The 21,931-nt window shown below is 72.6% G+C and carries 21 protein-coding genes and 2 tRNA genes; 12 read left to right on the top strand and 11 right to left on the bottom strand.

Annotated elements, in window-relative coordinates; all coding sequences use genetic code 11:
* Window positions 1-6 precede the first annotated feature (6 nt).
* The gene (locus Actkin_RS06740) at window positions 7-783 is read right to left on the bottom strand and encodes an SDR family NAD(P)-dependent oxidoreductase (RefSeq protein ID WP_258906396.1); all 777 of its coding nucleotides are present in this window, start codon (window positions 781-783) and stop codon (window positions 7-9) included.
* 118 nt (window positions 784-901) lie between these two features.
* Between Actkin_RS06740 and Actkin_RS06735 the strand changes: the two genes are divergently transcribed.
* The 5 genes from Actkin_RS06735 (at window position 902) to Actkin_RS32580 (ending at window position 7,726) form a co-directional block, all read left to right on the top strand.
* Window positions 902-2,224, top strand: coding sequence for an alpha-lytic protease prodomain-containing protein (locus Actkin_RS06735; RefSeq protein ID WP_258906395.1), 1,323 nt, complete (start codon window positions 902-904; stop codon window positions 2,222-2,224).
* A 168-nt stretch (window positions 2,225-2,392) separates the two neighbouring features.
* On the top strand, window positions 2,393-3,718 hold the full coding sequence (locus Actkin_RS06730) for an alpha-lytic protease prodomain-containing protein (RefSeq protein ID WP_258906394.1): 1,326 nt from the start codon (window positions 2,393-2,395) through the stop codon (window positions 3,716-3,718).
* A 56-nt stretch (window positions 3,719-3,774) separates the two neighbouring features.
* Window positions 3,775-4,596, top strand: a complete 822-nt coding sequence (gene fdhD / locus Actkin_RS06725; RefSeq protein ID WP_258906393.1) for a formate dehydrogenase accessory sulfurtransferase FdhD — start codon at window positions 3,775-3,777, stop codon at window positions 4,594-4,596.
* On the top strand, window positions 4,593-5,753 hold the full coding sequence (locus Actkin_RS06720) for a CaiB/BaiF CoA transferase family protein (RefSeq protein ID WP_258906392.1): 1,161 nt from the start codon (window positions 4,593-4,595) through the stop codon (window positions 5,751-5,753). Before fdhD ends, Actkin_RS06720 begins: the two co-directional genes overlap by 4 nt.
* A 269-nt stretch (window positions 5,754-6,022) precedes the next feature.
* Window positions 6,023-7,726, top strand: coding sequence for an alpha/beta hydrolase-fold protein (locus tag Actkin_RS32580; RefSeq protein WP_309569117.1), 1,704 nt, complete (start codon window positions 6,023-6,025; stop codon window positions 7,724-7,726).
* 335 nt (window positions 7,727-8,061) lie between these two features.
* Here Actkin_RS32580 and clpX read toward each other — a convergent pair whose 3' ends face one another.
* The 5 genes from clpX to Actkin_RS06690 form a co-directional block, all read right to left on the bottom strand.
* Window positions 8,062-9,357: an ATP-dependent Clp protease ATP-binding subunit ClpX gene (clpX, locus tag Actkin_RS06710; RefSeq protein WP_189212155.1), complete on the bottom strand. Its 1,296-nt coding sequence runs from the start codon at window positions 9,355-9,357 to the stop codon at window positions 8,062-8,064.
* 241 nt (window positions 9,358-9,598) lie between these two features.
* The gene (locus Actkin_RS06705) at window positions 9,599-10,216 is read right to left on the bottom strand and encodes an ATP-dependent Clp protease proteolytic subunit (RefSeq protein WP_189212156.1); all 618 of its coding nucleotides are present in this window, start codon (window positions 10,214-10,216) and stop codon (window positions 9,599-9,601) included.
* A gap of 22 nt (window positions 10,217-10,238) precedes the next feature.
* Window positions 10,239-10,841, bottom strand: coding sequence for an ATP-dependent Clp protease proteolytic subunit (locus tag Actkin_RS06700; RefSeq protein WP_189212157.1), 603 nt, complete (start codon window positions 10,839-10,841; stop codon window positions 10,239-10,241).
* 142 nt (window positions 10,842-10,983) lie between these two features.
* Window positions 10,984-12,327 carry a trigger factor gene (gene tig / locus Actkin_RS06695; RefSeq protein WP_189212158.1) on the bottom strand — a complete coding sequence of 448 codons (1,344 nt, stop codon included), beginning with the start codon at window positions 12,325-12,327 and terminating at the stop codon, window positions 10,984-10,986.
* Window positions 12,328-12,399: 72 nt separating this feature from the next.
* The gene (locus Actkin_RS06690) at window positions 12,400-13,410 is read right to left on the bottom strand and encodes an LLM class flavin-dependent oxidoreductase (protein WP_189212159.1); all 1,011 of its coding nucleotides are present in this window, start codon (window positions 13,408-13,410) and stop codon (window positions 12,400-12,402) included.
* 133 nt (window positions 13,411-13,543) lie between these two features.
* Between Actkin_RS06690 and Actkin_RS06685 the strand changes: the two genes are divergently transcribed.
* Window positions 13,544-13,936, top strand: coding sequence for an SCO5389 family protein (locus Actkin_RS06685; protein ID WP_258906391.1), 393 nt, complete (start codon window positions 13,544-13,546; stop codon window positions 13,934-13,936).
* Window positions 13,937-13,966: 30 nt separating this feature from the next.
* Here Actkin_RS06685 and Actkin_RS06680 read toward each other — a convergent pair whose 3' ends face one another.
* Complete coding sequence (locus Actkin_RS06680) at window positions 13,967-14,335, bottom strand: NUDIX hydrolase (protein WP_189212161.1); 369 nt, start codon at window positions 14,333-14,335, stop codon at window positions 13,967-13,969.
* A gap of 210 nt (window positions 14,336-14,545) precedes the next feature.
* On the opposite strand from Actkin_RS06680, the gene Actkin_RS06675 reads away from it, so the two are divergent.
* Window positions 14,546-15,388, top strand: a complete 843-nt coding sequence (locus tag Actkin_RS06675; protein ID WP_258906390.1) for an SDR family oxidoreductase — start codon at window positions 14,546-14,548, stop codon at window positions 15,386-15,388.
* A 9-nt stretch (window positions 15,389-15,397) separates the two neighbouring features.
* Here Actkin_RS06675 and Actkin_RS06670 read toward each other — a convergent pair.
* A tRNA-Gly gene (locus Actkin_RS06670) sits at window positions 15,398-15,471 on the bottom strand.
* 68 nt (window positions 15,472-15,539) lie between these two features.
* Between Actkin_RS06670 and Actkin_RS06665 the strand changes: the two genes are divergently transcribed.
* The 3 genes from Actkin_RS06665 to Actkin_RS06655 all read left to right on the top strand — a co-directional run bounded on the left by Actkin_RS06665 (window position 15,540) and on the right by Actkin_RS06655 (window position 17,775).
* Window positions 15,540-15,613: transfer RNA gene (locus Actkin_RS06665), tRNA-Pro, on the top strand.
* 92 nt (window positions 15,614-15,705) lie between these two features.
* The gene (locus Actkin_RS06660) at window positions 15,706-16,908 is read left to right on the top strand and encodes a GNAT family N-acetyltransferase (protein WP_258906389.1); all 1,203 of its coding nucleotides are present in this window, start codon (window positions 15,706-15,708) and stop codon (window positions 16,906-16,908) included.
* Window positions 16,909-16,968: 60 nt separating this feature from the next.
* The gene (locus Actkin_RS06655) at window positions 16,969-17,775 is read left to right on the top strand and encodes a hypothetical protein (RefSeq protein ID WP_258906388.1); all 807 of its coding nucleotides are present in this window, start codon (window positions 16,969-16,971) and stop codon (window positions 17,773-17,775) included.
* On the opposite strand, the gene Actkin_RS06650 is transcribed toward Actkin_RS06655, so the two are convergent.
* Together Actkin_RS06650 and Actkin_RS06645 are read right to left on the bottom strand one after the other, a co-directional pair.
* Complete coding sequence (locus tag Actkin_RS06650; RefSeq protein ID WP_258906387.1) at window positions 17,772-18,581, bottom strand: Fpg/Nei family DNA glycosylase; 810 nt, start codon at window positions 18,579-18,581, stop codon at window positions 17,772-17,774. The genes Actkin_RS06655 and Actkin_RS06650 overlap by 4 nt on opposite strands.
* Before the next feature lies 1 nt (window position 18,582).
* Entirely contained in the window at window positions 18,583-19,050 is a 468-nt protein-coding gene (locus Actkin_RS06645; protein ID WP_258906386.1) for a ribose-5-phosphate isomerase, read from the bottom strand.
* Between the two features lie 63 nt (window positions 19,051-19,113).
* On the opposite strand from Actkin_RS06645, the gene Actkin_RS06640 reads away from it, so the two are divergent.
* A complete protein-coding gene (locus Actkin_RS06640) occupies window positions 19,114-19,815 on the top strand; it encodes a 2-phosphosulfolactate phosphatase (protein ID WP_258906385.1) in 702 nt (233 codons plus the stop codon).
* On the top strand, window positions 19,812-20,501 hold the full coding sequence (locus tag Actkin_RS06635) for an MBL fold metallo-hydrolase (protein WP_258906384.1): 690 nt from the start codon (window positions 19,812-19,814) through the stop codon (window positions 20,499-20,501). The genes Actkin_RS06640 and Actkin_RS06635 overlap by 4 nt, the downstream gene beginning before the upstream one ends.
* Here Actkin_RS06635 and Actkin_RS06630 read toward each other — a convergent pair.
* Window positions 20,482-21,903, bottom strand: coding sequence for an aldehyde dehydrogenase family protein (locus Actkin_RS06630; RefSeq protein WP_258906383.1), 1,422 nt, complete (start codon window positions 21,901-21,903; stop codon window positions 20,482-20,484). The two genes, Actkin_RS06635 and Actkin_RS06630, sit on opposite strands and share 20 nt — an antisense overlap.
* Between the last annotated feature and the right edge of the window lie 28 nt (window positions 21,904-21,931).

Here is a 21,931-nt window from a genome sequence, read left to right as displayed (position 1 = left end):
CTAGTGCTATGTCCGCAGGTACGACGCCCCGTTGAGGTCCAGGATCGCGCCCGATGCCCACATAGCCTCGCGCGATGCCAGGTAGACCACCGCGGCGGCGACCTCGCTGGGCTGGGCGACCCGCTCGAACGGGCTCTGCGCGGCGATGGCCAGCCCGGCCTCGCCGCGCAGCCGGTGCTCCACCCGGTCGGTGCGCACGAAACCGGGCGCGACCGTCGTCACCGCGATCCGGTGCGGGGCCAGCGCGACCGCCAGCGACTGGCCCATCGCGTGCAACGCCGCCTTGCTCGCGCCGTAGGCCGGGTGGTCGGGCTCGCCGCGGAACGCGCCGCGCGAGCCGACGTTGACGATCCGCCCGCCCGCGCCCTGCTCGATCATCCTGGCCGCGACGCGGTGCGTCAGGTTCGCCGCGCCGAAGACGTTGACCTCGAAGGTCTCCCGCCACGCGCTCTGCCAGTCCGCAAAGGACACCGACGGCGGGTGCGGCCCGCCCTGGAAGGCGGCGTTGTTGACCAGCACGTCGACGCCGCCGAGGGCGGCGACCGTCTCCTCGACGATGACGTCGGGGTCGGCCAGGTCCGCGCCGACGAGCGCGTGGCCGTCGCCGGGCAGTTCGTCGTAGACCTTTCGTGCTTTGTCGCGGGCGGTGTTGTAGTGCACGGCGACCCGGTCGCCGAGCCCGGCGAAGGCGTGCGCGATGGCCGCGCCGATGCCGCCGGACGCGCCGGTGACCAGGACGCGGCGGCGGGGAACGACGCCGCCGGGAGCGGGGGTGTTGTCCATGCATAGCACCTTGCCATGATCGGCGGTATGACCTGATTGGTATGTACCAATATGGGGGATCCGCCTCCTACCGTCAGAGCCGATTCCACCCTGCACGCCCTCGAGGAGAGAGCGGATAATGAATCGTAAGATCATCGCCGCCGCTACGGCGGCCATCACGGCGGCGGGGCTGGCCACAGCCATCGCCCTGACGCCGACAGCGACCGCGGGGCAGACCGCCCCCACGGTCGAGGACACCCAGTCCGCGATCCTGGCCGCCATGTCCCGCGACCTGAGGATCAGCCCGGAGCAGGCCAAGCGCAGGCTCGCCACCGAGGAGGCGGCGGCCACCACCGACGCCACCCTCAAGACCCTGCTGGGCTCGGGCTACGCGGGCTCGTGGATGGACGCGACCGGCTCGACCCTGACCGTCGCGGTCACCGACGGCAAGCACGCCGAGAAGGTGCGCGCCCTCGGCGCTGTCCCCAAGACCGTCGCCCGCAGCGCCGCCCAGCTCGACGCGGCCAAGGCCAAGCTGGACGCCAAGGCGACCAGCGCGCCGAAGACCGTTCCCGGCTGGTACGTCGACGTCACCACCAACGAGGTCGTCGTGCTCAGCCACAAGGGCGGCGAGGCCGCCGCCAAGGCGTGGGCGGCCAAGGCCGGCCTCAGCGCGGCCCGGGTCAGGACCAGCGCCGAGAACCCGCGTCCGTTCATCGACGTCATCGGCGGCAACAGCTACAGCTTCGGCGGCAGCCGCTGCTCGGTCGGCTTCTCCGTCCAGGGCGGCTTCGTCACCGCGGGCCACTGCGGCGGCACCGGCACCCGCACGTCCAACCCCAGCGGCGTGGTCGCGGGCTCCAGCTTCCCGGGCAACGACTACGGCTGGGTCCGCGTCGACGCGGGCAACACCCCGCGGCCGCTGGTCAACCGCTACCCCGGCACCGTCCCGGTGGCCGGTTCGCAGGAGGCCCCGGTCGGCGCTGCGGTCTGCCGTTCCGGTGCGACCACGGGCTGGCGCTGCGGCACCATCCAGCAGAAGAACGCCACGGTGAACTACCCGCAGGGCTCGGTGTCCGGCCTGACCCGCACCAGCGCGTGCGCGCAGCCCGGCGACTCCGGTGGTTCGTGGCTGGCGGGCGACCAGGCCCAGGGCGTCACCTCCGGCGGTTCGGGCAACTGCACCTCCGGCGGCACGTTCTACTTCCAGCCGCTGCTGGAGATCCTGTCCGTCTACAACCTGCGGTTGCTGACCTCGGGTGACAACAACCCGCCGACGACCACCACGACGACGACCAGCGGCGACAACAACCCGCCCGGCGGGACCTGGGCGCCGTACACCAGCTACTCGATCGGGTCGCAGGTGACCTACGGCGGCGCTTCGTACCGGGCCCTGCAGGCCCACACCTCGCTGCCCGGCTGGGAGCCGCCGAACGTCCCGGCGCTCTGGCAGCGCGTCTAGCCGCCCATCCGGTCCGGACACCGCGCAGGGGTGCCCGGGCCCCGCAGCCCCCGACGAGACGCAGGCGTCGGGGGCTGCGGCCTTGCTATGCCCTATTGGTATGTACCAATCCGGCCGAATGCCCGCTTACCGTCGTTGCCACCTCACCCTGCAACGAGGAGAGCGGACATGAACCGCAGATTGATCGCCGCCGTGACAACGGCGGTAACGGCATCGGGGCTCGTCACCGCGATCGCCCTCGGCTCCAGCGCGAACGCGGCGGACGCGACCGACCCGGCGATGGTGACCGCCATGGCGCGCGACCTGGGCATCACCGAGGAGCAAGCCGTGGACCGGATGGCCGCGGAGAAGGTCGCCGGACAGACCGACATCACCCTCAAGGCGCGCCTGGGCTCGGCCTACGCCGGATCCTGGTTGGACAGCACCGGGCACACGCTCACCGTCGCGGTCACCGACGCCGCGCTCGCCGACGCGGTCCGGGCGCACGGCGCGGTCCCCGCCACCGTCCGGCACAGCGCGTCCACTTTGGAGTCGGCGAAGACCAAGCTCGACGTCGCCGCCGCGAAGGCGCCTGCCAAGGTGCCCGGCTGGTACGTCGACGTGAAGGCCAACCGGGTCGTCGTGCTCGCCAACCCCGGCGGTGAGGCCGCGGCCAAGGCGTGGGCGGCCAAGGCGGGTCTGGGCAGCTCGATCCTGGCCTTCGAGACCAGCACCGAGGACCCGAAGCCGATGATCGACGTCATCGGCGGCAACGCGTACTACTTCGGCCAGGGCCGCTGCTCGGTCGGCTTCTCCGTCGAGGGCGGATTCGTCACCGCGGGCCACTGCGGCCGGACGGGCACCCGCACCACCAGCCCGAACGGGTCGGTGCAGGGCTCCAGCTTCCCGGGCAACGACTACGCCTGGGTGCGCGTCGACGCGGGCAACACCCCGCGCGCGCTGGTCAACCGCTACCCCGGCACCGTCCCGGTCGCCGGTTCCCAGGAGGCACCGGTCGGCGCGTCCGTGTGCCGCTCCGGCTCCACCACGGGCTGGCGCTGCGGCACCATCCAGCAGAAGAACGCCTCCGTCACCTACCCCGAGGGCACCATCTACGGTCTGACCCGCACGAACGCCTGCGCCGAGCCCGGCGACTCCGGCGGCTCGTGGCTGACCGGCGACCAGGCCCAGGGCGTCACCTCCGGCGGCTCCGGCAACTGCCAGACCGGCGGCACGATCTACTTCCAGCCCCTCACCGAGATCCTGCAGGTCTACAACCTGCGCCTGGTGACGACGGGCAACAACCCGCCCACCACGACCACCACCCGCCCGACCAGCCCGCCGACCAGCACCACCACGACCGTCCCGCCGGGCGGCACGTGGGCGCCGTACACCTACTACGGCAGCGGCGCGCAGGTCACCTACGGCGGCGCGTCCTACCGGGTCATCCAGCCGCACACGTCGATGCCCGGCTGGGAGCCGCCCAACACGCCCGCCCTCTGGGAGCAGATCTAGCGCTCCCCGCCGCCGCCCCCGGTCCGCCGGGGGCGGCGGTCCGTAGGCTGGACGGCATGGGACGGGTGACGGTGCGCAGGCCGGTGCTGCGCGTGGACGCGTCCGGGCGCACCCGCGTGCCGGACGCGCTGGCCGCCGAGGAGCCGCTGGAGCTGCGCGTGGGCGGCAGGCCGCTGGCGGTCACGATGCGCACGCCGGGGCAGGACGTCGAGCTCGCGCACGGGTTCCTGCTCACCGAGGGCGTCGTGGCCGACCGGGGCGACGTCGCGCTGGCCCGCTACTGCGACGGCGTCGACGACGAGGGCCGCAACACCTACAACGTCCTGGACATCGCCCTGGCTCCGGGCGTCGCGCCGCCGGACCCGGGGGTCGAGCGCAACTTCTACACGACGTCGTCCTGCGGGGTGTGCGGGAAGGCCGCGCTCGACGCGGTGCGGCTGCGCACCCGCCACTCCCCCGCCGACGACCCGGCCGCCGTGCCCGTGTCCGTCCTGACGGGCCTGCCGGACGCGCTGCGGGCGGGCCAGAAGGTGTTCGCCGCGACCGGCGGCCTGCACGCCGCGGGCCTGTTCACCGCGACCGGCGAGGCGTTGGCCGTGCGGGAGGACGTGGGCAGGCACAACGCCGTCGACAAAGTGCTCGGCTGGGCGCTGCTGCGCGACCTGGTGCCGCTGGCGGGGACGGTGCTGATGATGTCCGGGCGCGCGTCCTTCGAGCTGGTCCAGAAGGCGGCGATGGCGGGCGTCCCGGTGCTGGCGGCGGTGTCGGCGCCGTCGTCGCTGGCGGTGGAGTTGGCCGAGGAGCAGGGGATCACGCTCATCGGCTTCCTGCGCGGCTCGTCGATGAACGTCTACACGCGACCGGAGCGGGTAGCGTGAGGCCGCTGGACGGGGTGCTGGTGGTGAGCCTCGAACAGGCCGTCGCCGTGCCGTACGCGACCCGGCTGCTGGCCGACCTCGGCGCGCGGGTGATCAAAGTGGAGCGTCCCGACGGCGGCGACTTCGCCCGCCACTACGACCCCGCGTGCGGCGAGGTGTCGAGCTACTTCGCGTGGACGAACGTGGGCAAGGAGTCGCTGGCGCTGGACCTCAAGGACCCGGCGGGCAAGGCGGTGATCGCCGACCTGGTGGCGCGCGCGGACGTGGTGACGTGCAACCTGTCCCCGGGCGCGGCCCGCAGGCTCGGGCTGGACGCGGAGACGTTGCGCGCGCGGCACCCGGGGCTCGTGGTGGCGGAGCTGTCGTCGTATGGGGAGGGTGGTCCCTACCGCGACCGCAAGGCGTTCGACGCCCTGATCCAGTCGGAGACGGGCCTCATCGCGGCGACCGGCACGGGCCCGGAGACGGCGCGGGCGGGGATCTCGGTGGCCGACATCGCCGCCGGGGTGCAACTGCACGCGGCGATCCTGGCTGCCCTGCTCAGACGCGGCCGCACCGGCGAGGGCGCCACGCTGCGGCTGACCCTGATGGAAGCCTTGGCGGAGTGGATGCACCAGCCAGTCCTGTACGCGCTGGGCATGGGGCGGTCCCCCGTGCGGGCGGGCGCGCACCATCCCACCATCGCCCCGTACGGCCCTTTCCCGTGCCGCGACGGGTCGATCCATCTGGCGGTCCAGAACGACGGCCAGTGGCGCCGGTTGTGCGCGGTGGTAGGCCGTTCGGACCTTGCCGACCACCCGACGTACCGCACGGTCGCCGACCGGGTGGCGCACCGGGAGTCCCTGCACGCCGAACTCCAACCGTACTTCGACACGGTGTCCGCGGACGCCCTGCTGGAGGCGCTGGACGCCGCCGATGTCCCGGCTGCCCGCACCCGCGACGTCGCCGACCTGCCTGAGCACCCCCAACTCCAGGCCCGCGCCCGCTGGACGACCATCCCGGTCCCCGGCGGCGAGGTCCCCATGCTCCGCCCTCCGGTCGACGCCGACGCCTGGGACTGGACCCCCCAGCCCGTCCCCGCCCCCGGCGCCCACACCGAGGCGATCCTCACCTGGCTAGGCCACTCCCCCCACTCCCCCACCCAAACCCCCGCCTAGCCCCACCCCTGCCTCTTCCCGCACCCCATTTCAGATGGCGGGATCATATGATCACGCCATCCGAATGATGCGACCATCTGAACTTGCGCTCAGATGCCCACATCATCCCACTGCGGTCTGGCCAGATCTGCCCAAATGCCGTGACCATCTGAAACAACCACCACGCAACCCCGATGCGTCTGACATGGACACCCAGGCAAAGCACACAGGCCTGAGGTACACCGGAAACAGACACACATGTCGGGGAGGCCCCATGAGCCAGCAGCTTGATGGACAGCCCCACACCCCACGACCCCACCAAACCCCCACCGCCCCGTCCCCGACCCAGGGCGGCGGACGTGGATGACCAGGGGCTCCCCCAGCGAGCCCTACCCCCACCCCCGCCCACCACGGCCGAGCCTCACCACGCACACCCTCCGACCACGCCCACCACAGCCGTACCACACCGCACGCACCCTCCGACCACGCCCACCACGACCCAACCCCACCCCGCGCAGCCGCCCACCACGCCCAGCAGGACCGAACCCCACTACCCGCATCCACCGGCCGCGCCGACCACAGCCGAACCGCGCCACACACACCCACGCACCCCGCCCACCACGACCGAACGCCACTACGCGCAGCCGGCCACCACGTCCATCACGACGGAACCCCACTACCCGCATCCACCGGCCACGCCCACAGCCGAACCCCACCACACACACCCACCAGCCACGCCCACAGCCGAACCCCACCACACACACCCACCAGCCACGCCCACAGCCGAACCCCACCACACACACCCACCAGCCACGCCCACAGCCGAACCCCACCACACACACCCACCAGCCACGCCCACAGCCGAACCCCACCACACACACCCACCAGCCACGCCCACAGCCGAACCCCACCACACACACCCACCGACCACGCCCACCACAGCCGAACCCCACCACACACACCCACCGACCACGCCCACCACAGCCGAACCCCACCGCACGCATCCGCCGATCGCGTCCATTGGCCAGCCGCGCGGGCTGCCCGTCGTCTCGGGAGGTCCGTCCCTGCAACAGGCTGGTTGGCCCGCCCCACCGAGCAGCCGGGCTGCGCAGTGGAACAGCGAGCCGGGATCAGGCGTGAGCCCTTCCCAACGGTGGCCATCCCACGGGCTTAGTCGTCGGGCTGCTCTGCTCGGTGGGGTTGCGGTGGCTGTGGGAGGTATTGCCGGGGTGGCGTCAGGCGTGAGGCCCTTGGCGCGGACCGTGGGGGCGGCGGGGCAGCGGGTGCCGGAGCCGATCGTGCGGCGGGAGTGGGTCTACTCGGCGGCGCGGGGGCGGGTGGTGGGGATGGTGTCCGTGTTGCCGACGGAGTTGTTGGTCCAGGATCTGCCGGTTTGTCTGTTTCTCCACGGGCGGGGCGGGACCGCCGCGACGGCGTTTCCGGGGCGGTTGGCTCGGTGGCTTGTTCGGCAGGTGGCGTATGACAAGGCACCGCCCTTCGCCTTCGTCGCGGTGGATGGGGGTGATGGGTACTGGCACGAGATGGGCGGGGACGATCCGATGGGGATGCTGCTCAGGGAGGTGCCCGGGTGGCTGGCGGAGCGCAGGCTGGGGCGGGTGTTCGCGGTCGCGGGCATCTCGATGGGCGGGTTCGGGGCGCTGCTCTACGCGCGGCGGCGGGCTGAGGCGGGGGCCCCGGTGCGAGCGGCCGCGGCCATCTCGCCCGCCCTCATCACCACCTGGGACGAGATGCGCAAGCGCGGCGCCTTCCGCAGCGAGGAGGAGTGGCTCGCGCTGGACCCGAGGCACAACGTGCCCCGGGACACCCCGATCGCCGTGTGGTGCGGCGCCCAGGACTCGTTCGCGCGGGGAACACGGGAGTTCATCGAGCGGGCGGACCCCGAGGTGGGCTACCTCGGCCCCGGCGGCCACGACGGCCGCTTCTACGACCGGGTCGTCCCCGACCTGGTCACCTTCCTGGCCGCTCACCGCTAACACCGCCGGACAGCGCACCCACGATCCACGCCAGCCGCACTCCGCGAAGGCCAGCCAGCGGCCCACCACCCACCTCAGCCAGCGCGCCGTGTTGGGCCAGCGGTGACCGCCCAGGCCACGCTGCGCACTCCGTGAAGGTCGGTCAGTGACACACCCGCGGTTCGCCGTTAGGGCTAACGCACCACCATGTGGCGCGCGGCCGTGACGTTGAGCACACGCCAGCAGGGGACACGCGGACGAGGAGCCAACTCGCCGTGAAGGCGGCTAGCGGCGCACCCCCGAGACCGCCCCACGGCGCACCAGGGCGGGGGTGCGCCGATAGGGCCCGACGTCGGCTAGGCCGACTTCTCTCGGCGCTCGCGGCGGGTGGGGGCGCGGGAGACGATGGTGGGGTTCACGTTCTCCCGGACCGTCTGCTCGGTGATGACGACCTTCGCCACGTCGGTGCGGGAGGGGATGTCGTACATCACCGACTGGAGGACCTCCTCCATGATGGCGCGCAGGCCGCGCGCGCCGGTGCCGCGGAGGATGGCCTGGTCGGCGACGGCCTCCATGGCGGTGTCGGTGAACTCCAGTTCGACGCCGTCCATCTCGAACAGCTTCTTGTACTGCTTGACCAGCGCGTTGCGCGGTTCGGTCAGGATGCGGACCAGGGAGGTCTTGTCCAGGTTCGTCACGCTGGCCACGACCGGCAGACGCCCGATGAACTCCGGGATGAGCCCGAACTTGATCAGGTCCTCCGGCATGGTCTCGGCGAAGATCTCCGCGGCGTCGGTCTCGACCTTGGAGCGGATCTCGGCGCCGAAGCCCAGGCCGCGCTTGCCCACCCGGTCCTGGATGATCTTCTCGAGCCCGGCGAACGCGCCCGCCACGATGAACAGCACGTTCGTCGTGTCGATCTGGATGAACTCCTGGTGCGGGTGCTTGCGCCCGCCCTGCGGCGGCACCGACGCCGTCGTGCCCTCGAGGATCTTCAGCAGGGCCTGCTGCACGCCCTCGCCGGACACGTCGCGGGTGATCGACGGGTTCTCGCTCTTGCGGGCGATCTTGTCGACCTCGTCGATGTAGATGATGCCGGTCTCGGCGCGCTTGACGTCGTAATCGGCGGCCTGGATCAGCTTGAGGAGGATGTTCTCCACGTCCTCGCCGACGTACCCGGCCTCGGTCAGCGCCGTGGCGTCGGCGATGGCAAAGGGCACGTTGAGCAGCTTGGCCAGCGTCTGGGCCAGGTAGGTCTTGCCGCAGCCCGTGGGGCCGAGCATGAGGATGTTGGACTTGGCGAGTTCGACGGTCTCCTCGCCACGGCCCTCGCGGCCCTCGGGCCGGGCCCGCTCACCGGCCTGGATGCGCTTGTAGTGGTTGTAGACCGCGACGGCCAGGGAGCGCTTGGCGTCGTTCTGCCCGATGACGTACTGGTCGAGGAACTCGTGGATCTCCAGCGGCTTGGGCAGCTCGTCGAGCTTGACGTCGCCCGCCTCGGCCAGCTCCTCCTCGATGATCTCGTTGCAGAGATCGATGCATTCATCGCAGATGTAGACGCCTGGCCCGGCGATGAGCTTCTTCACCTGCTTCTGACTCTTCCCGCAGAAAGAGCATTTGAGCAGGTCTCCGCCATCACCGATACGTGCCATGGTCGCTGACCTCTGTCCCCTCCGGTGCGCCGGAGCGCACCTGGCTGTCCGACCGTCCGCACCGCCCCGGTGGCACCCGGCCGGTCGCGTCCGTTGCCTTCGACGGTACCTGTCTACCCCCGAGTTGCGGGAGAACCCGCACCCCGACGCGGCCGAATTGTCCTGACCCCACACGATAGGCCCTCCACGCCGGGCGTGTCGGTCGCTTTCGTGCGGTATGGCCGCGCCGGGTGCCGGTGGTCTACCGGGCCGAGAGCTTGCGGTACGGCAGCACCTCGTCGATGATGCCGTACTCCACCGCCTCGGCGGCGGTGAGGATCTTGTCGCGCTCGATGTCGTTGCGGATCTGCTCCTCGCCGCGGCCGGTGTGCCTGGCCAGGATGGTCTCCATCTGGCGGCGCACCCGCTGGATCTCGGCAGCCTGGATCTCCAGGTCGGAGACCTGGCCGTAGGTGCCCTCGGTAGCGGGCTGGTGGATCAGCACGCGCGCGTTGGGCAGGGCCATGCGCTTGCCCGGGGTGCCAGCGGAGAGCAGCACCGCGGCGGCGGAGGCCGCCTGGCCGAGGCAGAACGTCTGGATGTCGGGCCGGACGTACTGCATCGTGTCGTAGATGGCCATCAACGAGGTGAACGAGCCACCCGGGGAGTTGATGTACATCGTGATGTCGCGGTCGGGGTCGGCCGACTCCAGGTAGATCAGCTGCGCCATCACGTCGTTGGCGGAGGCGTCGTCGATCTGGACGCCGACGAAGATGATGCGCTCCTCGAACAGCTTGTTGTACGGGTTCGACTCCTTGACCCCGTAGCTGGTCCGCTCCACGAACGAGGGGAGCACGTAGCGGGACTGAAGGTTGCTCACGGCTGAGGCTCCTGTTCCTCGGTCAGCTGGCCTGGCGCCCGACACGGGACACCACGTGGTCGATGAAGCCGTACTCCTTGGCCTCCTCGGCGGTGAACCAGCGGTCGCGGTCGGCGTCGGCGGTCACCTTCTCCACGGTCTGCCCGGTCTGCTCGGCGGTGATGACGGCCATCTCGTGCTTCCACTTGGCGTAGACCTCGGCGCGGATGGCGATGTCCGAGGCCGTGCCGCCGATGCCCGCCGACGGCTGGTGCATCATCACGCGGGTGTGCGGCAGCGCGTAGCGCTTGCCGGGCGTGCCGGAGGCCAGCAGGAACTGCCCCATGGACGCGGCGAGGCCGAGGCCCCACGTGGCCACGTCCGGCTCGATGAGCTGCATCGTGTCGTAGATGGCCATGCCCGCGGTGACCGAGCCGCCGGGGGAGTTGATGTAGAAGGTGATGTCCTTCTCGGGGTCCTCGGCGGCCAGCAGCAGCAGCTGCGCGGTGATCCGGTTGGCGATGTCGTCATCGACCTCGGAGCCGAGGAAGACGATGCGCTCGCGGAGCAGCCGCTCGTAGACCGAGTCGTTGAGGTTGAGCCCCGCGGTCGCCGACCGCAGGTGGGGCGTGGGGTGCTGCGTCACGTCTGCCTGCCTTCTCCCAAGTCTTGAAGTCGATCCAGAGATCTCTCGCTCGACATTAACGAAGGCGGGCGGCGTCGACTGCCCGACACCGCCCACTTTCGCTCACAGCGTTAGAACCCGAGTGCGTCGAAGACGCTCCCAGTCACTCGGCCGCTGCCTCATCCGCCTGCTTGCCGAAAAGCTCCGACAGGTCGACGTCCGTGCCGTCCTCGGTGGTCACCTTGGCCTCTCGGACGACGGCGGCCAGCGCCTTGCCCCGGCGCACGTCGGCGAAGATGGCGCCGAGCTGGCCGGACTGCTGCGCGCGCTGGACGTACTCGTCCGGGCTCACGCCGAAGCGCTGGGCCTGGTAGATGATCCGCTCGGTCAGCTCCGCGTCGTTGACCTGGACCTGCTCGGACTCGGCGATCGCGTCGAGCACCAGCTGGGTCTTGACCGACTTCTCCGCGTCGCCGCGCAGCTCGGTGTCGAACTCCTCGCGGCTGCGGCCCTGGGACTCCAGGAACTCGGTCAGCTTGGCGTCGTCGTGGTCGAAGGAGTGCACGGCGTCGTGGTGGCGGTTCTCCACCTCGGCCTGCACGACCTTCTCCGGCAGCGGCACGTCGACCGACTCGAGCAGGGCCTCCAGGACCTTGTCGCGCGCCTGCACGCCCTGCTGCATCTTCTTGACCCGGCCGAGCCGCTCGCGCAGGTCGGCGCGCAGCTCGTCGATGGTGTCGAACTCGCTGGCGAGCTGGGCGAACTCGTCGTCGGGCTCGGGCAGCTCGCGCACCTTGACCGTCTGCACGGTCACGGTGACCTCGGCGTCCTTGCCCGCGTGCTCGCCCGCGACCAGCTTCGTGGTGAAGGTCGCCGACTCGCCTGCCGACAGGCCGACGAGCGCGTCGTCGATGCCCTCGATGAGCTGGCCGGAGCCGACCTCGTAGCTCAGGCCGGAGGTCTTGGCGTCATCGACCTCGACGCCGTCGACGGTGGCCGCGAGGTCGATGGAGACGAAGTCGCCGGTCTCGACCGGGCGGTCAGCGCCGGTCAGCGTGCCGAAGCGGGCGCGCAGCTCGTCGAGCTGCTCGTCGACCTCGGCGTCGGTGACCTCGACGTCGTCGACGGTCACCGCGAAGCCGTCGTAGGCCGGGACGGTGATCTCGGGGCGCACGTCCACCTCGGCGGTGAACTCCAGGCTGGCGCCGTCCTCGAGCTTGGTCAGCTCGATGTCGGGCTGGCCGAGGGCCTTGATCTGGCCCGCGGTCAGCGCCTCCATGTACTTGGCCGGGATGGCCTCGTTGACGACCTCGTCCAGGATCGGCGCGCGGCCGACCCGCGACTCGATGACCCGCGCCGGGGCCTTGCCCGGGCGGAAGCCGGGGATGCGGATCTGGCCCGCGAGCTTGCGGTACGCGCGGTCGAAGTTCGGCTTGAGCTCGTCGAACGGCACCTCGACGTTGATGCGTACCCGCGTCGGGCTCAGCTGCTCGACGGTGCTCTTCAACGTGGTCTCCTTGGTACTGACTGGGGGTACTGCCCCGCGACGCAGCGGGCCGCCGGGGATCGACGTCCGAGTCTAGGCGAGCTTGCCCAGGTCGGACGCGGCGGGTGGCAGGACGCCGGAGCGGCGCAACACGCCGAGGGCGGCGACGGTGCGCTGGGTGTGCCCGGGGTCGCCGGTCGCCTCGACCATGGCGATGACCCGGCCGATGCCGGACCGGGACAGTCGGGCGGCGCAGTAGTCCAGGTCGCCCACGGGATGCAGGTCGCAGAGCAGCCGGGCGTAGGCGTACGGGTCGCGGGAGGGCCCGCGGCCCCCGTCGACCGGGACGTGGGCCGCCAGGCCCGCGCACAGCCAGCCCGGGGCGGTGTCCATGACCTGCGCCACAGCCTCGGCCCGGCTGTCGGCGACGTGCGCGACGACGGCGGAGACGTGCGGGGCGTCGGCGGGGCCGCCCGCGGCCCGGTAGTGGGCGACCATGGCGAGCTTGTCGTCGTCGTCGACGTGCATGCCGAGCAGCAGCGGCAGGCCGCGGGCGGCGGCCAGGGCGACGGTGTCCTTGGACGTGGCGGCCACCGCGACCGGCGGGCGCGGCAGGCTCGCCGGGGCGGGAACGACCGGCACCTCGCGGAACGGGAACCGGGCGCTGCCCGTGACGGTCGGGCCGGTCAGCGCGCGCAGCAGCAGGTCGAGGGCGTCGGGGAAGCCGCTGCGGTAGCGCTCCAGGCCGGTGCCGAAGACCTCCAGGTCGACCCACGGGCCGCCGCGGCCGACGCCGAGGTGGAAGCGGCCGCCGGAGACGTTGTCCAGCAGCAGCGCGCGCTCGGCGAGGGCGACGGGGTGGGTGGTGCTGAGCACGCTGACCGCGGTGCCGACGGCGATGCGGCGGGTGCGGCCCAGCGCGTAGGCGGCGAAGGCGGCAGCGTCCGGGCACACGCCGTAGGGCATGAAGTGGTGCTCGGCGATCCACGCCTCGTCCAACCCCGCCCGCTCGGCGGCGTCGAGGGCAGCGCAGGCCCGGTCCAGGGCGTCGCGGTCGGTCTGTCCGGGGAAGCGGGGGGCGAGCAGGAAGGCTCCGAGGGGCACAAGGGCGACCTACCGGCGGACGGGGTCGCGGCGCAACTGTTCGGGATGGTTTTCGACCATTCCGGTGGTCAGGGTTGATCACCGTTCAACGCGCCCGGTAGGCAGGGAGGCGACCGAGCTACTGGAGGTTGCGATGTCTCTCGATGTGCCCGCCGACCTGCTCGCCCGCGCCGAGCGCGGCCCGGTGGAGGACGCCGACTTCGTCGACTGCGTGCGCGCGTCGCTGCCGTACGCCTGGGAGGTCGTCTCCCGGGTTGCCACCGCGGCCCCTGACCGGCCGGACGGCTTCGCCGACCACGAGGTGCCCCCGCCGAGCGAGGCCGAGCGCGGCCAACTGCTCCGCGCTCTGGCCTCCGACGCGATCCGCGGCGGCCTCGAGCGCCACTTCGGCGTGAAGCTGGCCTTCCAGAACTGCCACCGGGTGGCGGCGTTCGTGCCCTCGGCCGTGGACAGCGACCGCTACCGGGCGTTCATCAGCCCCCGGGGCCAGCTGCTGAACCAGTCGCCGGAGCTGCGCGACTGCTGACGGGCCGTGGCGCCCTCCCCGGGAGGGCGCCTACCCGGCCAGCGCGTGCTCGATCCGCTCCCGCGTCTGCGGCCGGACCGGCAGCACGGGCAGCTCCTCCGGCTCCACCCACTCGGCGTGCCCGTTGAGGTCGCCCGCGGCGGGCCGCGCCGTGAAGCACACCCCGAACCCGGGCCCGCCGGTCAGTCCGATCAGGTCGCGGACCTCGATGGCCACCCCGGTCGCCGCGGCCACCACCCTGGCCACCCCGGCGGCGGCGTCCTCGCCGACGAGCAGCGGGCCGGAGGGCAGCTCCAGCCGGTCCCCGCTGCGCACCATCAGGACCAGCCCGGCGTCGTCGACCACGACGGCGCTCAGCACCACGGCCTGCATGACATCCAGCACTGCGTTGCGCGACATGGCACCGGTCTACCGAAACCGACCGCCGCGCACCACGGCGTTCACTGTCAAGACGGCGACTCTTAAAGTGTTTCACCCGCCTGGCTGTGGTGAGCGACACTCACGAGCACCCTAACGGCCGGTTCAGCTCACCCCCCTCGCGCCATTGACCTCGACCAATGTCGAGCTCCTACCGTCGGGTCATCCGAAGGCGAGAGCGAGGGATTCCCCATGGCTGACCGGAACACGATCCTGGTGACCGGCGCGACCGGCCGCGTCGGCGGGTCCGCGGTGGCCCAGCTGTCGGGCACGGGCGCCGCCGTCCGCGCCCTCACCAGGAACCCGGGCGCCGCCCGGCTGCCCGCCGAGGTCGTGGGCGGCGACCTGGCCGACCCGGACTCCCTCGACGCCGCGCTCGACGGCGTGGGCGCGGTGCTGCTGGTCTTCCCCACCCTGGCGGCCGACCACGCCGCCGACGCCCTGATCGCCAAGCTCGCCGAGCAGGGCCGCCGGATCGTCTACCTCTCCGCGGCGGGGGTGGAGGAGGCCACCGACGGCATCCTCGCCTCGCACGCGCGCGTGGAGGCGCTCCTGGAGCGGTCGGGGGCCGAGTGGACGTTCCTGCGCGCGGGCGGGTTCGCCGCGAACACGCTGATGTGGGCCGACCAGATCCGCGCGGGCGACGTCGTCCGCGGCTTCCACGGCGCGGCGTCGCGGGCGCTGATCCACGAGGACGACATCGCCGCCGTCGCCGTGCGGGCGCTGATCGACGACGGGCACGCGGGCGGCAAGTACCACCTGACCGGGCCCGCCCGGCTCACCCAGGTGGAGCAGGTCGAGGCGATCGGCGCGGCGCTGGGCCGGAAGCTGCGGTTCGAGGAGCTGCCGCCGGAGGTGGCGGTGCGGGAGCTGTTCCCCGGCTTCGACGAGGAGATCGCGCGGGGCATCGTCGACGCCCACGCGGCGATGGTCGAGCACCCCGAGCCGATCACCACGACCGTCGAGCGGATCACCGGAGCCCCGGCCAGGACGTTCCAGCGGTGGGCGGTCGACCACGCCGGGGACTTCCGGTGAACCACCAGGTGGAGCGGGCGACGGGAATCGAACCCGCGTAGCTAGTTTGGAAGACTAGGGCTCTACCATTGAGCTACGCCCGCGTGCGCCGGTCCGCGGACCGGCACGGGAAACAGCTTAGCGTGTGCCGGTAGGCTGATCGGGCAGACCCCGGGCTGTGGCGCAGCTTGGTAGCGCATTCGCTTTGGGAGCGAAGGGTCGCAGGTTCAAATCCTGTCAGCCCGACCGGGCGGCGTGCTCGACGCGAGCACGCCGCCCGCTCACTTATTCGGTGGCGTGCCCGGCACCAGCGGGCGTAGACACCTTCCATGCATCCCATGCGCGTGTTGACCGACGAGGACATGTCCGCCTACGTCGACCTGGTCATCTCGGCGTTCCTGTCGACCGACAGCGCCGAGGACATCGGCGCGCGGATGCGGATCGTGTTGGCCGACTCGCGCCAGGTCGGGGTGTTCGACGACGACCGGCTCGTCGGCGCGATGTCGGTCGGCGAGCGGCGGCTGACGCTGCCCGAGGGGACGGCCGTGCCGTTCGCCGCGGTGACCTATGTGGTCGTCGCGGCCGATCAGCGGCGGCGGGGCGTGCTGACCGGCATGATGCGCGCCCAGCTGGCCGAGATCCACGACGCGGGCGGGCCCGCCGTCGCGGCGCTGTGGGCGTCCGAGGCGGGGATCTACCAGCGCTTCGGGTTCGGCCCGGCGACCTCGCAGATCGAGTACGCGATCACCGCCAAGACGGCGTTCCGCCCGGGCATCGATCTCGGGGCCGACCGCGTGCGCGAGCTGCCCGCCGAGCAGGCGCTCCCGCACGTGCGGGCGCTCTACGACGAGTACGCCGCCCAGCGCGCGGGCGCGCTCAGCCGCGACGACGCCATCTGGCAGGACTGGCTGCACGACCCGGAGGCGATGCGGCGCGGGCAGTCGAGGCTGCGGTGGGCCGTGCACCCGCGCGGGTACGCGCTGTTCCGGGCCAAGCCGCGCTACAACGACCGCGGGGCCGCGGGGGAGATCACGGTGGAGGAGCTGACCGCGCTCACCCCCCAGGCGCACGCGGCGCTGCTGCGGTACGCGCTCGACATGGACCTCGCCGGGGAGATCAACCTCTCGGCGGGCATGGACGACCCGCTGCCCCTGATGCTCGCCGACGCCCGCGCCGCGGTGGGGAAGGTGCAGGACGGCCTCTACATCCGGCTCGTGGACGTCGACCGGGCGCTCGCGCAGCGCCGCTACAGCGCGCCCGTGGACGTGGTGATCGAGGTCACCGACGACCTCTGCCCGTGGAACGCGGGCCGCGTGCGGCTCGCGGTGGACGACAAGGGCGTGCCGACGGTGACCCGCACGGGCGACCCGGCCGACCTGGCCACCAGCAGCACCGAGCTGGGCGCGGCCTACCTCGGCGGCACCCGGCTGACCCGCCTCGCCGACGCCGGGCGCGTCGTCGAGCACTCCCCCGGCGCGGTGTCGGCGCTGTCGACGGCGCTGTCCGCCGACCGCGAGCCGCGCTGCCTCGAGGTCTTCTAGGGAACCAACCGGGTGAGGTCCCTCGTTGTCCGGGTAACCCCCGGTTGAGGAGGTCACCTCATGGAGATCCTGCTGGTCCTGGTCGTCGCGCTGGTCGTGGTCGGCGTGATCGCGGCGCGCAGCGGCGCGGGCAGGCGCCGGGCGGAGCTGGAGAACGCCCAGGCGGAGGCCCGCCGCTGGGTCGAGCGGCTCGGCGGCCAGGTGATGAACCTGACCGGCACGACCAAGGCCGCCCAGCAGGCCATGGCCGACGCCTCCGAGCGCTACACGGCGGCCGGGTCGCAGATGGACCAGGCCACAACGGTCGAGCAGTGCCGCCTGGTGACCAAGACCGCGCTGGAGGGCCTGTACTACGTCCGCGCCGCGCGGGTCGCCATGGACATGGACCCCGGCCCGGAGCTGCCGGTCGACCCGGAGGCGGCCCGCGCGGGCGCGGTCACCGAGCACCGCAGGGTCGCGGTCGAGGGCCACCACTACGCCGCGTCGCCGGACGCCTCGCAGGGCACGCCGTACTACTACCCCGGCGGGCGCGTGGCAGGCCGCTCGGTCCCGCGCGGCTGGTACAGCGAGCCGTGGTGGCGGCCCGCCCTCGTCGCGGGCGCCTGGGGCGTGGGCTCGATGCTGCTGTTCAGCACGATGTTCGCGGGCATGGCGGGCATCGCCTCAGCCGACGCCTGGGCGGCGGGCTACGACGCGGGCGCTGCCGACGCGGGCGGCGACATGGGCGGCGACGCAGGCGACGGCGGCGACATGGGCGACATGGGCGGCGACCCCGGCGCCGACCCGGGCGGAGACTTCGGCGGGGACTTCGGCGGCGATTTCGGGGGCGGCTTCGGCGGGGACTTCGGCGGCGGCGACTTCTTCTAGCCGCGCCCGGGCTGGCAGGCCGGGCACCAGAAGAGGTTGCGCGAGACGAGTTCCGCCTGCGCCACGGGCGTCCCGCAGACCAGGCACGGCTCGCCGGTGCGGCGGTAGACGTAGACCTCGCCGCCGTGCCGGTCGACGCGGGGCGCGCGGCCCATAGCCTTGGGCAGGTGCTCGTCGCGGACGGTGTCGATGCGGCCGCGGCGCACGCCCAGCCGCATGAGGCCGACCAGGTCGGCCCACATCGCCTCCCACTCGGCCCGGTCGAGGTCGCGGCCGGGCAGCAGCGGGTGCACGTTGTGGCGGAAGAGGACCTCGGCGCGGTAGACGTTGCCCACGCCCGCGATCACCGCCTGGTCCATCAGCAGCGCCCCGATGGCGGTGCGCGAGCGGCTGATGCGGGCCCAGGCGCGCTCGGGGTCGGCGTCGCGGCGCAGCGGGTCGGGGCCCAGCCGGGCGCGCAGCGCCCGCGCCTCGGCTGCGGTCAGGATCTCGCAGGCGTTCGGGCCGCGCAGGTCGGTGTAGTGCGACGGCCCGACCAGGCGCATGCGGACCTGGCCGACCGGGGCGGGCGCGGGCAGCGGGGACTCGGTGAACGTCCCGTACAGTCCCAAGTGGACGTGCACGACCGCGTCCGGCCCGTAGGAGTGGAACAGGTGCTTGCCGTGGGCCTCGGCCTTGCGCAGCACCCGACCGTCCACAAGCGAGGCGGAGAACCGGCCCTGCGGGCTGGACACGGCGACCGGCCCGCCCGCGAACCACTTGGTGTGGATGCGGGCGAGCCGGTGCAGGGTGTGGCCTTCGGGCATGTCAGGGCAGCGCGGGGGGCTCGCCGGTGCGCTCGTACTCGGAGATCAGCGCGATCCGGCGGGCGTGGCGCTCGTCGGCGGAGAACGGGGTCGCGAGGAACGCCTCGACGATCGCCAGCGCCTCTTCGGCGCTGTGCATCCGCGCGCCGATGCCGATGACCTGGGCGTTGTTGTGCTCGCGGGCCAGGGTCGCGGTCTCGGCGCTCCAGGCGAGCGCGGCGCGGCAGCCGGGCACCTTGTTGGCAGCGATCTGCTCGCCGTTGCCGGAGCCGCCGATGACGACGCCCAGGCTGCCGTCGTCGGCGACGACGCGGCGGGCGGTCTCGATGCAGAACGGCGGGTAGTCGTCCTGCGCGTCGTACTCGGCGGGACCGACGTCGGTGACGTCGTGCCCCGCGGCGGCGAGGTGCTTGGCGAGGTGGGCCTTCAGCTCGTACCCCGCGTGGTCGGAACCCAGATAGACACGCACGCGCGCAGTGTGCCATCCGAACCCGCCGAACGCCCCATCAGCGGGGGCGCGACGATGGTCGACGTGACCAACAACCCATACGACCAGTCCGGCTTCACCGTCCGGCTGGAGTGGGGCCCCGACGGGGTGGCCGCCCTCGCCGACTGCCCGGTCGTCGTGATCGTGGACGTCCTCTCGTTCAGCACGTCGGTGGACATCGCGGTGTCCCACGGCGCCCGGGTCCTCCCGCTGCCCTGGCGCGACGAGCGCGCCGCCGCCGCCGCGCGCGAGGCGGGCGCGGTGCTCGCGGGCGAGGACCGGTGGACGCTGCGGCCCGCGTCGCTCACCGACATCCCGTCCGGCACCTTCCTCGCCCTGCCCTCCCCCAATGGCGCGACGCTGACCACCCTGGCGTCGGGCACCGTCTTCGCGGGCTGCCTGCGCAACGCCCCCGCGGTCGCGAAGGCGGCCGGAGCGGCGGGCGGACCGGTCGGCGTGATCGCGGCGGGCGAGCGCTGGACGCACAACGACGCGCTGCGCCCCTCGGTCGAGGACCTGCTCGGTGCGGGCGCGATCGCCCACCACCTCGGCGGCGCCCTCTCCCCCGAGGCCCGCGCGGCCGAGGTGGCGTTCCTGGCCCACCGCGCCGACCTGCCCGCCGTGCTCGCCGCGTGCTCCTCCGGCCGGGAGCTCGCCGAGTGGGGCCACGCCGCCGATGTCGCCCTCGCCGCGGCCTACGGTGCGAGCACGACCGTTCCGCGCCTGACCGACGGGGTGTACCGGTGAGCCGCTGGATCGAGATCGCCGACGGCGTCCACGCCCGCCGCCACACCGAACTGGACCAGACCCTCGGCCTGGTCGTCGGCCACAGCCGCGCGCTGGTGATCGACACCGGCACCGACGAGACCCACGGCGCCGAGTTCGCCGCCGCGATCCGCGAGCTGACCGACCTGCCGTGGACGGTCGTGATCACGCACGCCCACTTCGACCACTTCCTCGGCACGGCCGCCTTCGGCGACGTCCCGGTCTACGCCCACCCGCGCTGCGGCCCGGCGATGACCGCGGTCGACCACCGCGGCGCGTGGGCGAGGCGATACCGGGAGCAGGGCAAGCCCGAGCTGGCCGAGCGCGTCGAGCGGGCCCGGATCGTGCTGCCCACGCACGAGGTCGACGACCGGGTCGACCTCGACCTCGGCGGCCGTCGGGTCACCCTGCTGCACCCCGGCCTCGCGCACACCGACCACGACGTCGCCGTGCACGTGCCCGACGCGCACGTGGTGTTCGCGGGCGACATGGTCGAGGAGGGCGCGCCGCCGTCGATCGGCGACGACGCGCACCCGGCCCGGTGGCCGGGCGCGCTCGACGTCCTGCTCGCGCTGCGCCCGACGACCGTCGTCCCCGGTCACGGCGAGCCGGTCGACCCGGGGTTCGTCGCGGCCCAGCGCGACGCGATCAGCGCTGGATCGACTTGATCTCGGTGAACTCCTCCAGGCCGTAGCGGCCCAGCTCGCGGCCGTTGCCGGACTGCTTGTAGCCGCCGAAGGGCGCCAGCGGGTTGAACGCGCCGCCGTTGATGTCGACCTGCCCGGTCCGCATCCGGCGGGCCACCGCCAGCGCCCGCTCGGTGTCGGCGGAGAACACCGACCCGGCGAGGCCGTACTGGGAGTCGTTGGCGATCGCCACGGCCTCGTCGTCGTCGGCGTAGGGCAGGATCGACAGCACCGGGCCGAAGATCTCCTCCTGCGCGATCCGCATGTCCGGGCGTACGCCTGCGAAGATCGTGGGCGGCACGTACGCGCCCGTGGGCGGCACCTCCGACCCGCCGTAGACGAGCTGGGCGCCCTCGTCCTGGCCGACGCGGATGTACTCCAGCACGCGGTCGCGCTGGGCGGCGGAGGACATGGGGCCGATCCGGGTGGCCGCGTCGGTCGGGTCGCCCACGGTGTACTTCGCGGCCGCGGCGCACGCCAGCTCGACGGCCTCGTCGTGGCGGGCGGCGGGCACCAGCATCCTGGTCCACGCCGTGCAGGTCTGCCCGCCGTTGATGAAGGTGTTGGCCAGGCCGATCTTCACCGCGAGACCGAGGTCGGCGTCGTCGAGGATGACGTTGGCCGACTTGCCGCCCAGTTCGAGGGCAACGCGCTTGATCGTCTCGGCGGCCACCGCCGAGACCCGGCGCCCGGCTGCGGTGGAGCCGGTGAACGAGACCATGTCGACGCCGGGGTGGGCCGCCAGCGCCTCGCCGACGACCGGGCCGGTGCCGTGCACCAGGTTCACCACGCCGTCGGGGATGCCCGCCGCGGCCAGGATCTCCAGGAACAGGTTCGCGTTGAGCGGCGCGACCTCGCTGGGCTTGAGCACCACGGTGTTGCCCGCGACCAGCGCGGGGGCGACCTTGGCGACGATCTGGTGCAGCGGGTAGTTCCACGGGGTGATCGCGCCGACCACGCCGACCGGCTCGCGCACGACCAGCGAGTTGCCGATCTCCTCGGTGAAGGAGTAGCCGTCGGCCACCAGACCGGCGACCCCGGCGGAGGTCGCCGCGGGCAGCGCGGCCTGCACCTTGGTGGAGAACGTGATCGGCGAGCCCATCTCGGCGGTGATCGTCGCGGCGAGCTCGTCCCGGCGGGCGGCGATGCCCTCGGACACGCGCTTCACCGCCGCCGCGCGCTCCTGGGGCGACAGCGACGACCAGCCGCGGAAGGCGGCCGTCGCGGCGGCGACGGCGGCATCGACGTCCTCGGCCGTCCCGGCGGGCACGGTCGCGATGACCTGCTCGGTGGCCGGGTTCACCACCTCGATCCGCTCGCTCCCGGTGTCGATCAGCTCGCCGCCGACGACGTGACCGGTGCGGGTGGTGACGGGTGCGGCCATGGGCCCTCCAACCGGATGTGACACCTAC

The organism is Actinokineospora sp. UTMC 2448 (assembly GCF_024760565.1).
GTDB lineage: Bacteria > Actinomycetota > Actinomycetes > Mycobacteriales > Pseudonocardiaceae > Actinokineospora > Actinokineospora fastidiosa.
This window is presented reverse-complemented; position numbering and strand designations above follow the sequence as displayed.

Bases quoted from the DNA above. Each gene is read 5' to 3' on its own strand.
- Actkin_RS06735 (WP_258906395.1), top strand. From the start codon at position 902: ATGAATCGTAAGATCATCGCCGCCGCTACGGCGGCCATCACGGCGGCG.
- clpX (WP_189212155.1), bottom strand. From the start codon at position 9,357: ATGGCACGTATCGGTGATGGCGGAGACCTGCTCAAATGCTCTTTCTGC.
- Actkin_RS06675 (WP_258906390.1), top strand. From the start codon at position 14,546: ATGGCTGACCGGAACACGATCCTGGTGACCGGCGCGACCGGCCGCGTC.
- Actkin_RS06680 (WP_189212161.1), bottom strand. From the start codon at position 14,335: ATGTCGCGCAACGCAGTGCTGGATGTCATGCAGGCCGTGGTGCTGAGC.
- Actkin_RS06630 (WP_258906383.1), bottom strand. From the start codon at position 21,903: ATGGCCGCACCCGTCACCACCCGCACCGGTCACGTCGTCGGCGGCGAG.
- Actkin_RS06730 (WP_258906394.1), top strand. From the start codon at position 2,393: ATGAACCGCAGATTGATCGCCGCCGTGACAACGGCGGTAACGGCATCG.
- Actkin_RS06685 (WP_258906391.1), top strand. From the start codon at position 13,544: ATGTCTCTCGATGTGCCCGCCGACCTGCTCGCCCGCGCCGAGCGCGGC.
- Actkin_RS06655 (WP_258906388.1), top strand. From the start codon at position 16,969: ATGGAGATCCTGCTGGTCCTGGTCGTCGCGCTGGTCGTGGTCGGCGTG.
- Actkin_RS06740 (WP_258906396.1), bottom strand. From the start codon at position 783: ATGGACAACACCCCCGCTCCCGGCGGCGTCGTTCCCCGCCGCCGCGTC.
- Actkin_RS32580 (WP_309569117.1), top strand. From the start codon at position 6,023: ATGGACAGCCCCACACCCCACGACCCCACCAAACCCCCACCGCCCCGT.
- Actkin_RS06650 (WP_258906387.1), bottom strand. From the start codon at position 18,581: ATGCCCGAAGGCCACACCCTGCACCGGCTCGCCCGCATCCACACCAAG.
- Actkin_RS06660 (WP_258906389.1), top strand. From the start codon at position 15,706: ATGCGCGTGTTGACCGACGAGGACATGTCCGCCTACGTCGACCTGGTC.
- fdhD (WP_258906393.1), top strand. From the start codon at position 3,775: ATGGGACGGGTGACGGTGCGCAGGCCGGTGCTGCGCGTGGACGCGTCC.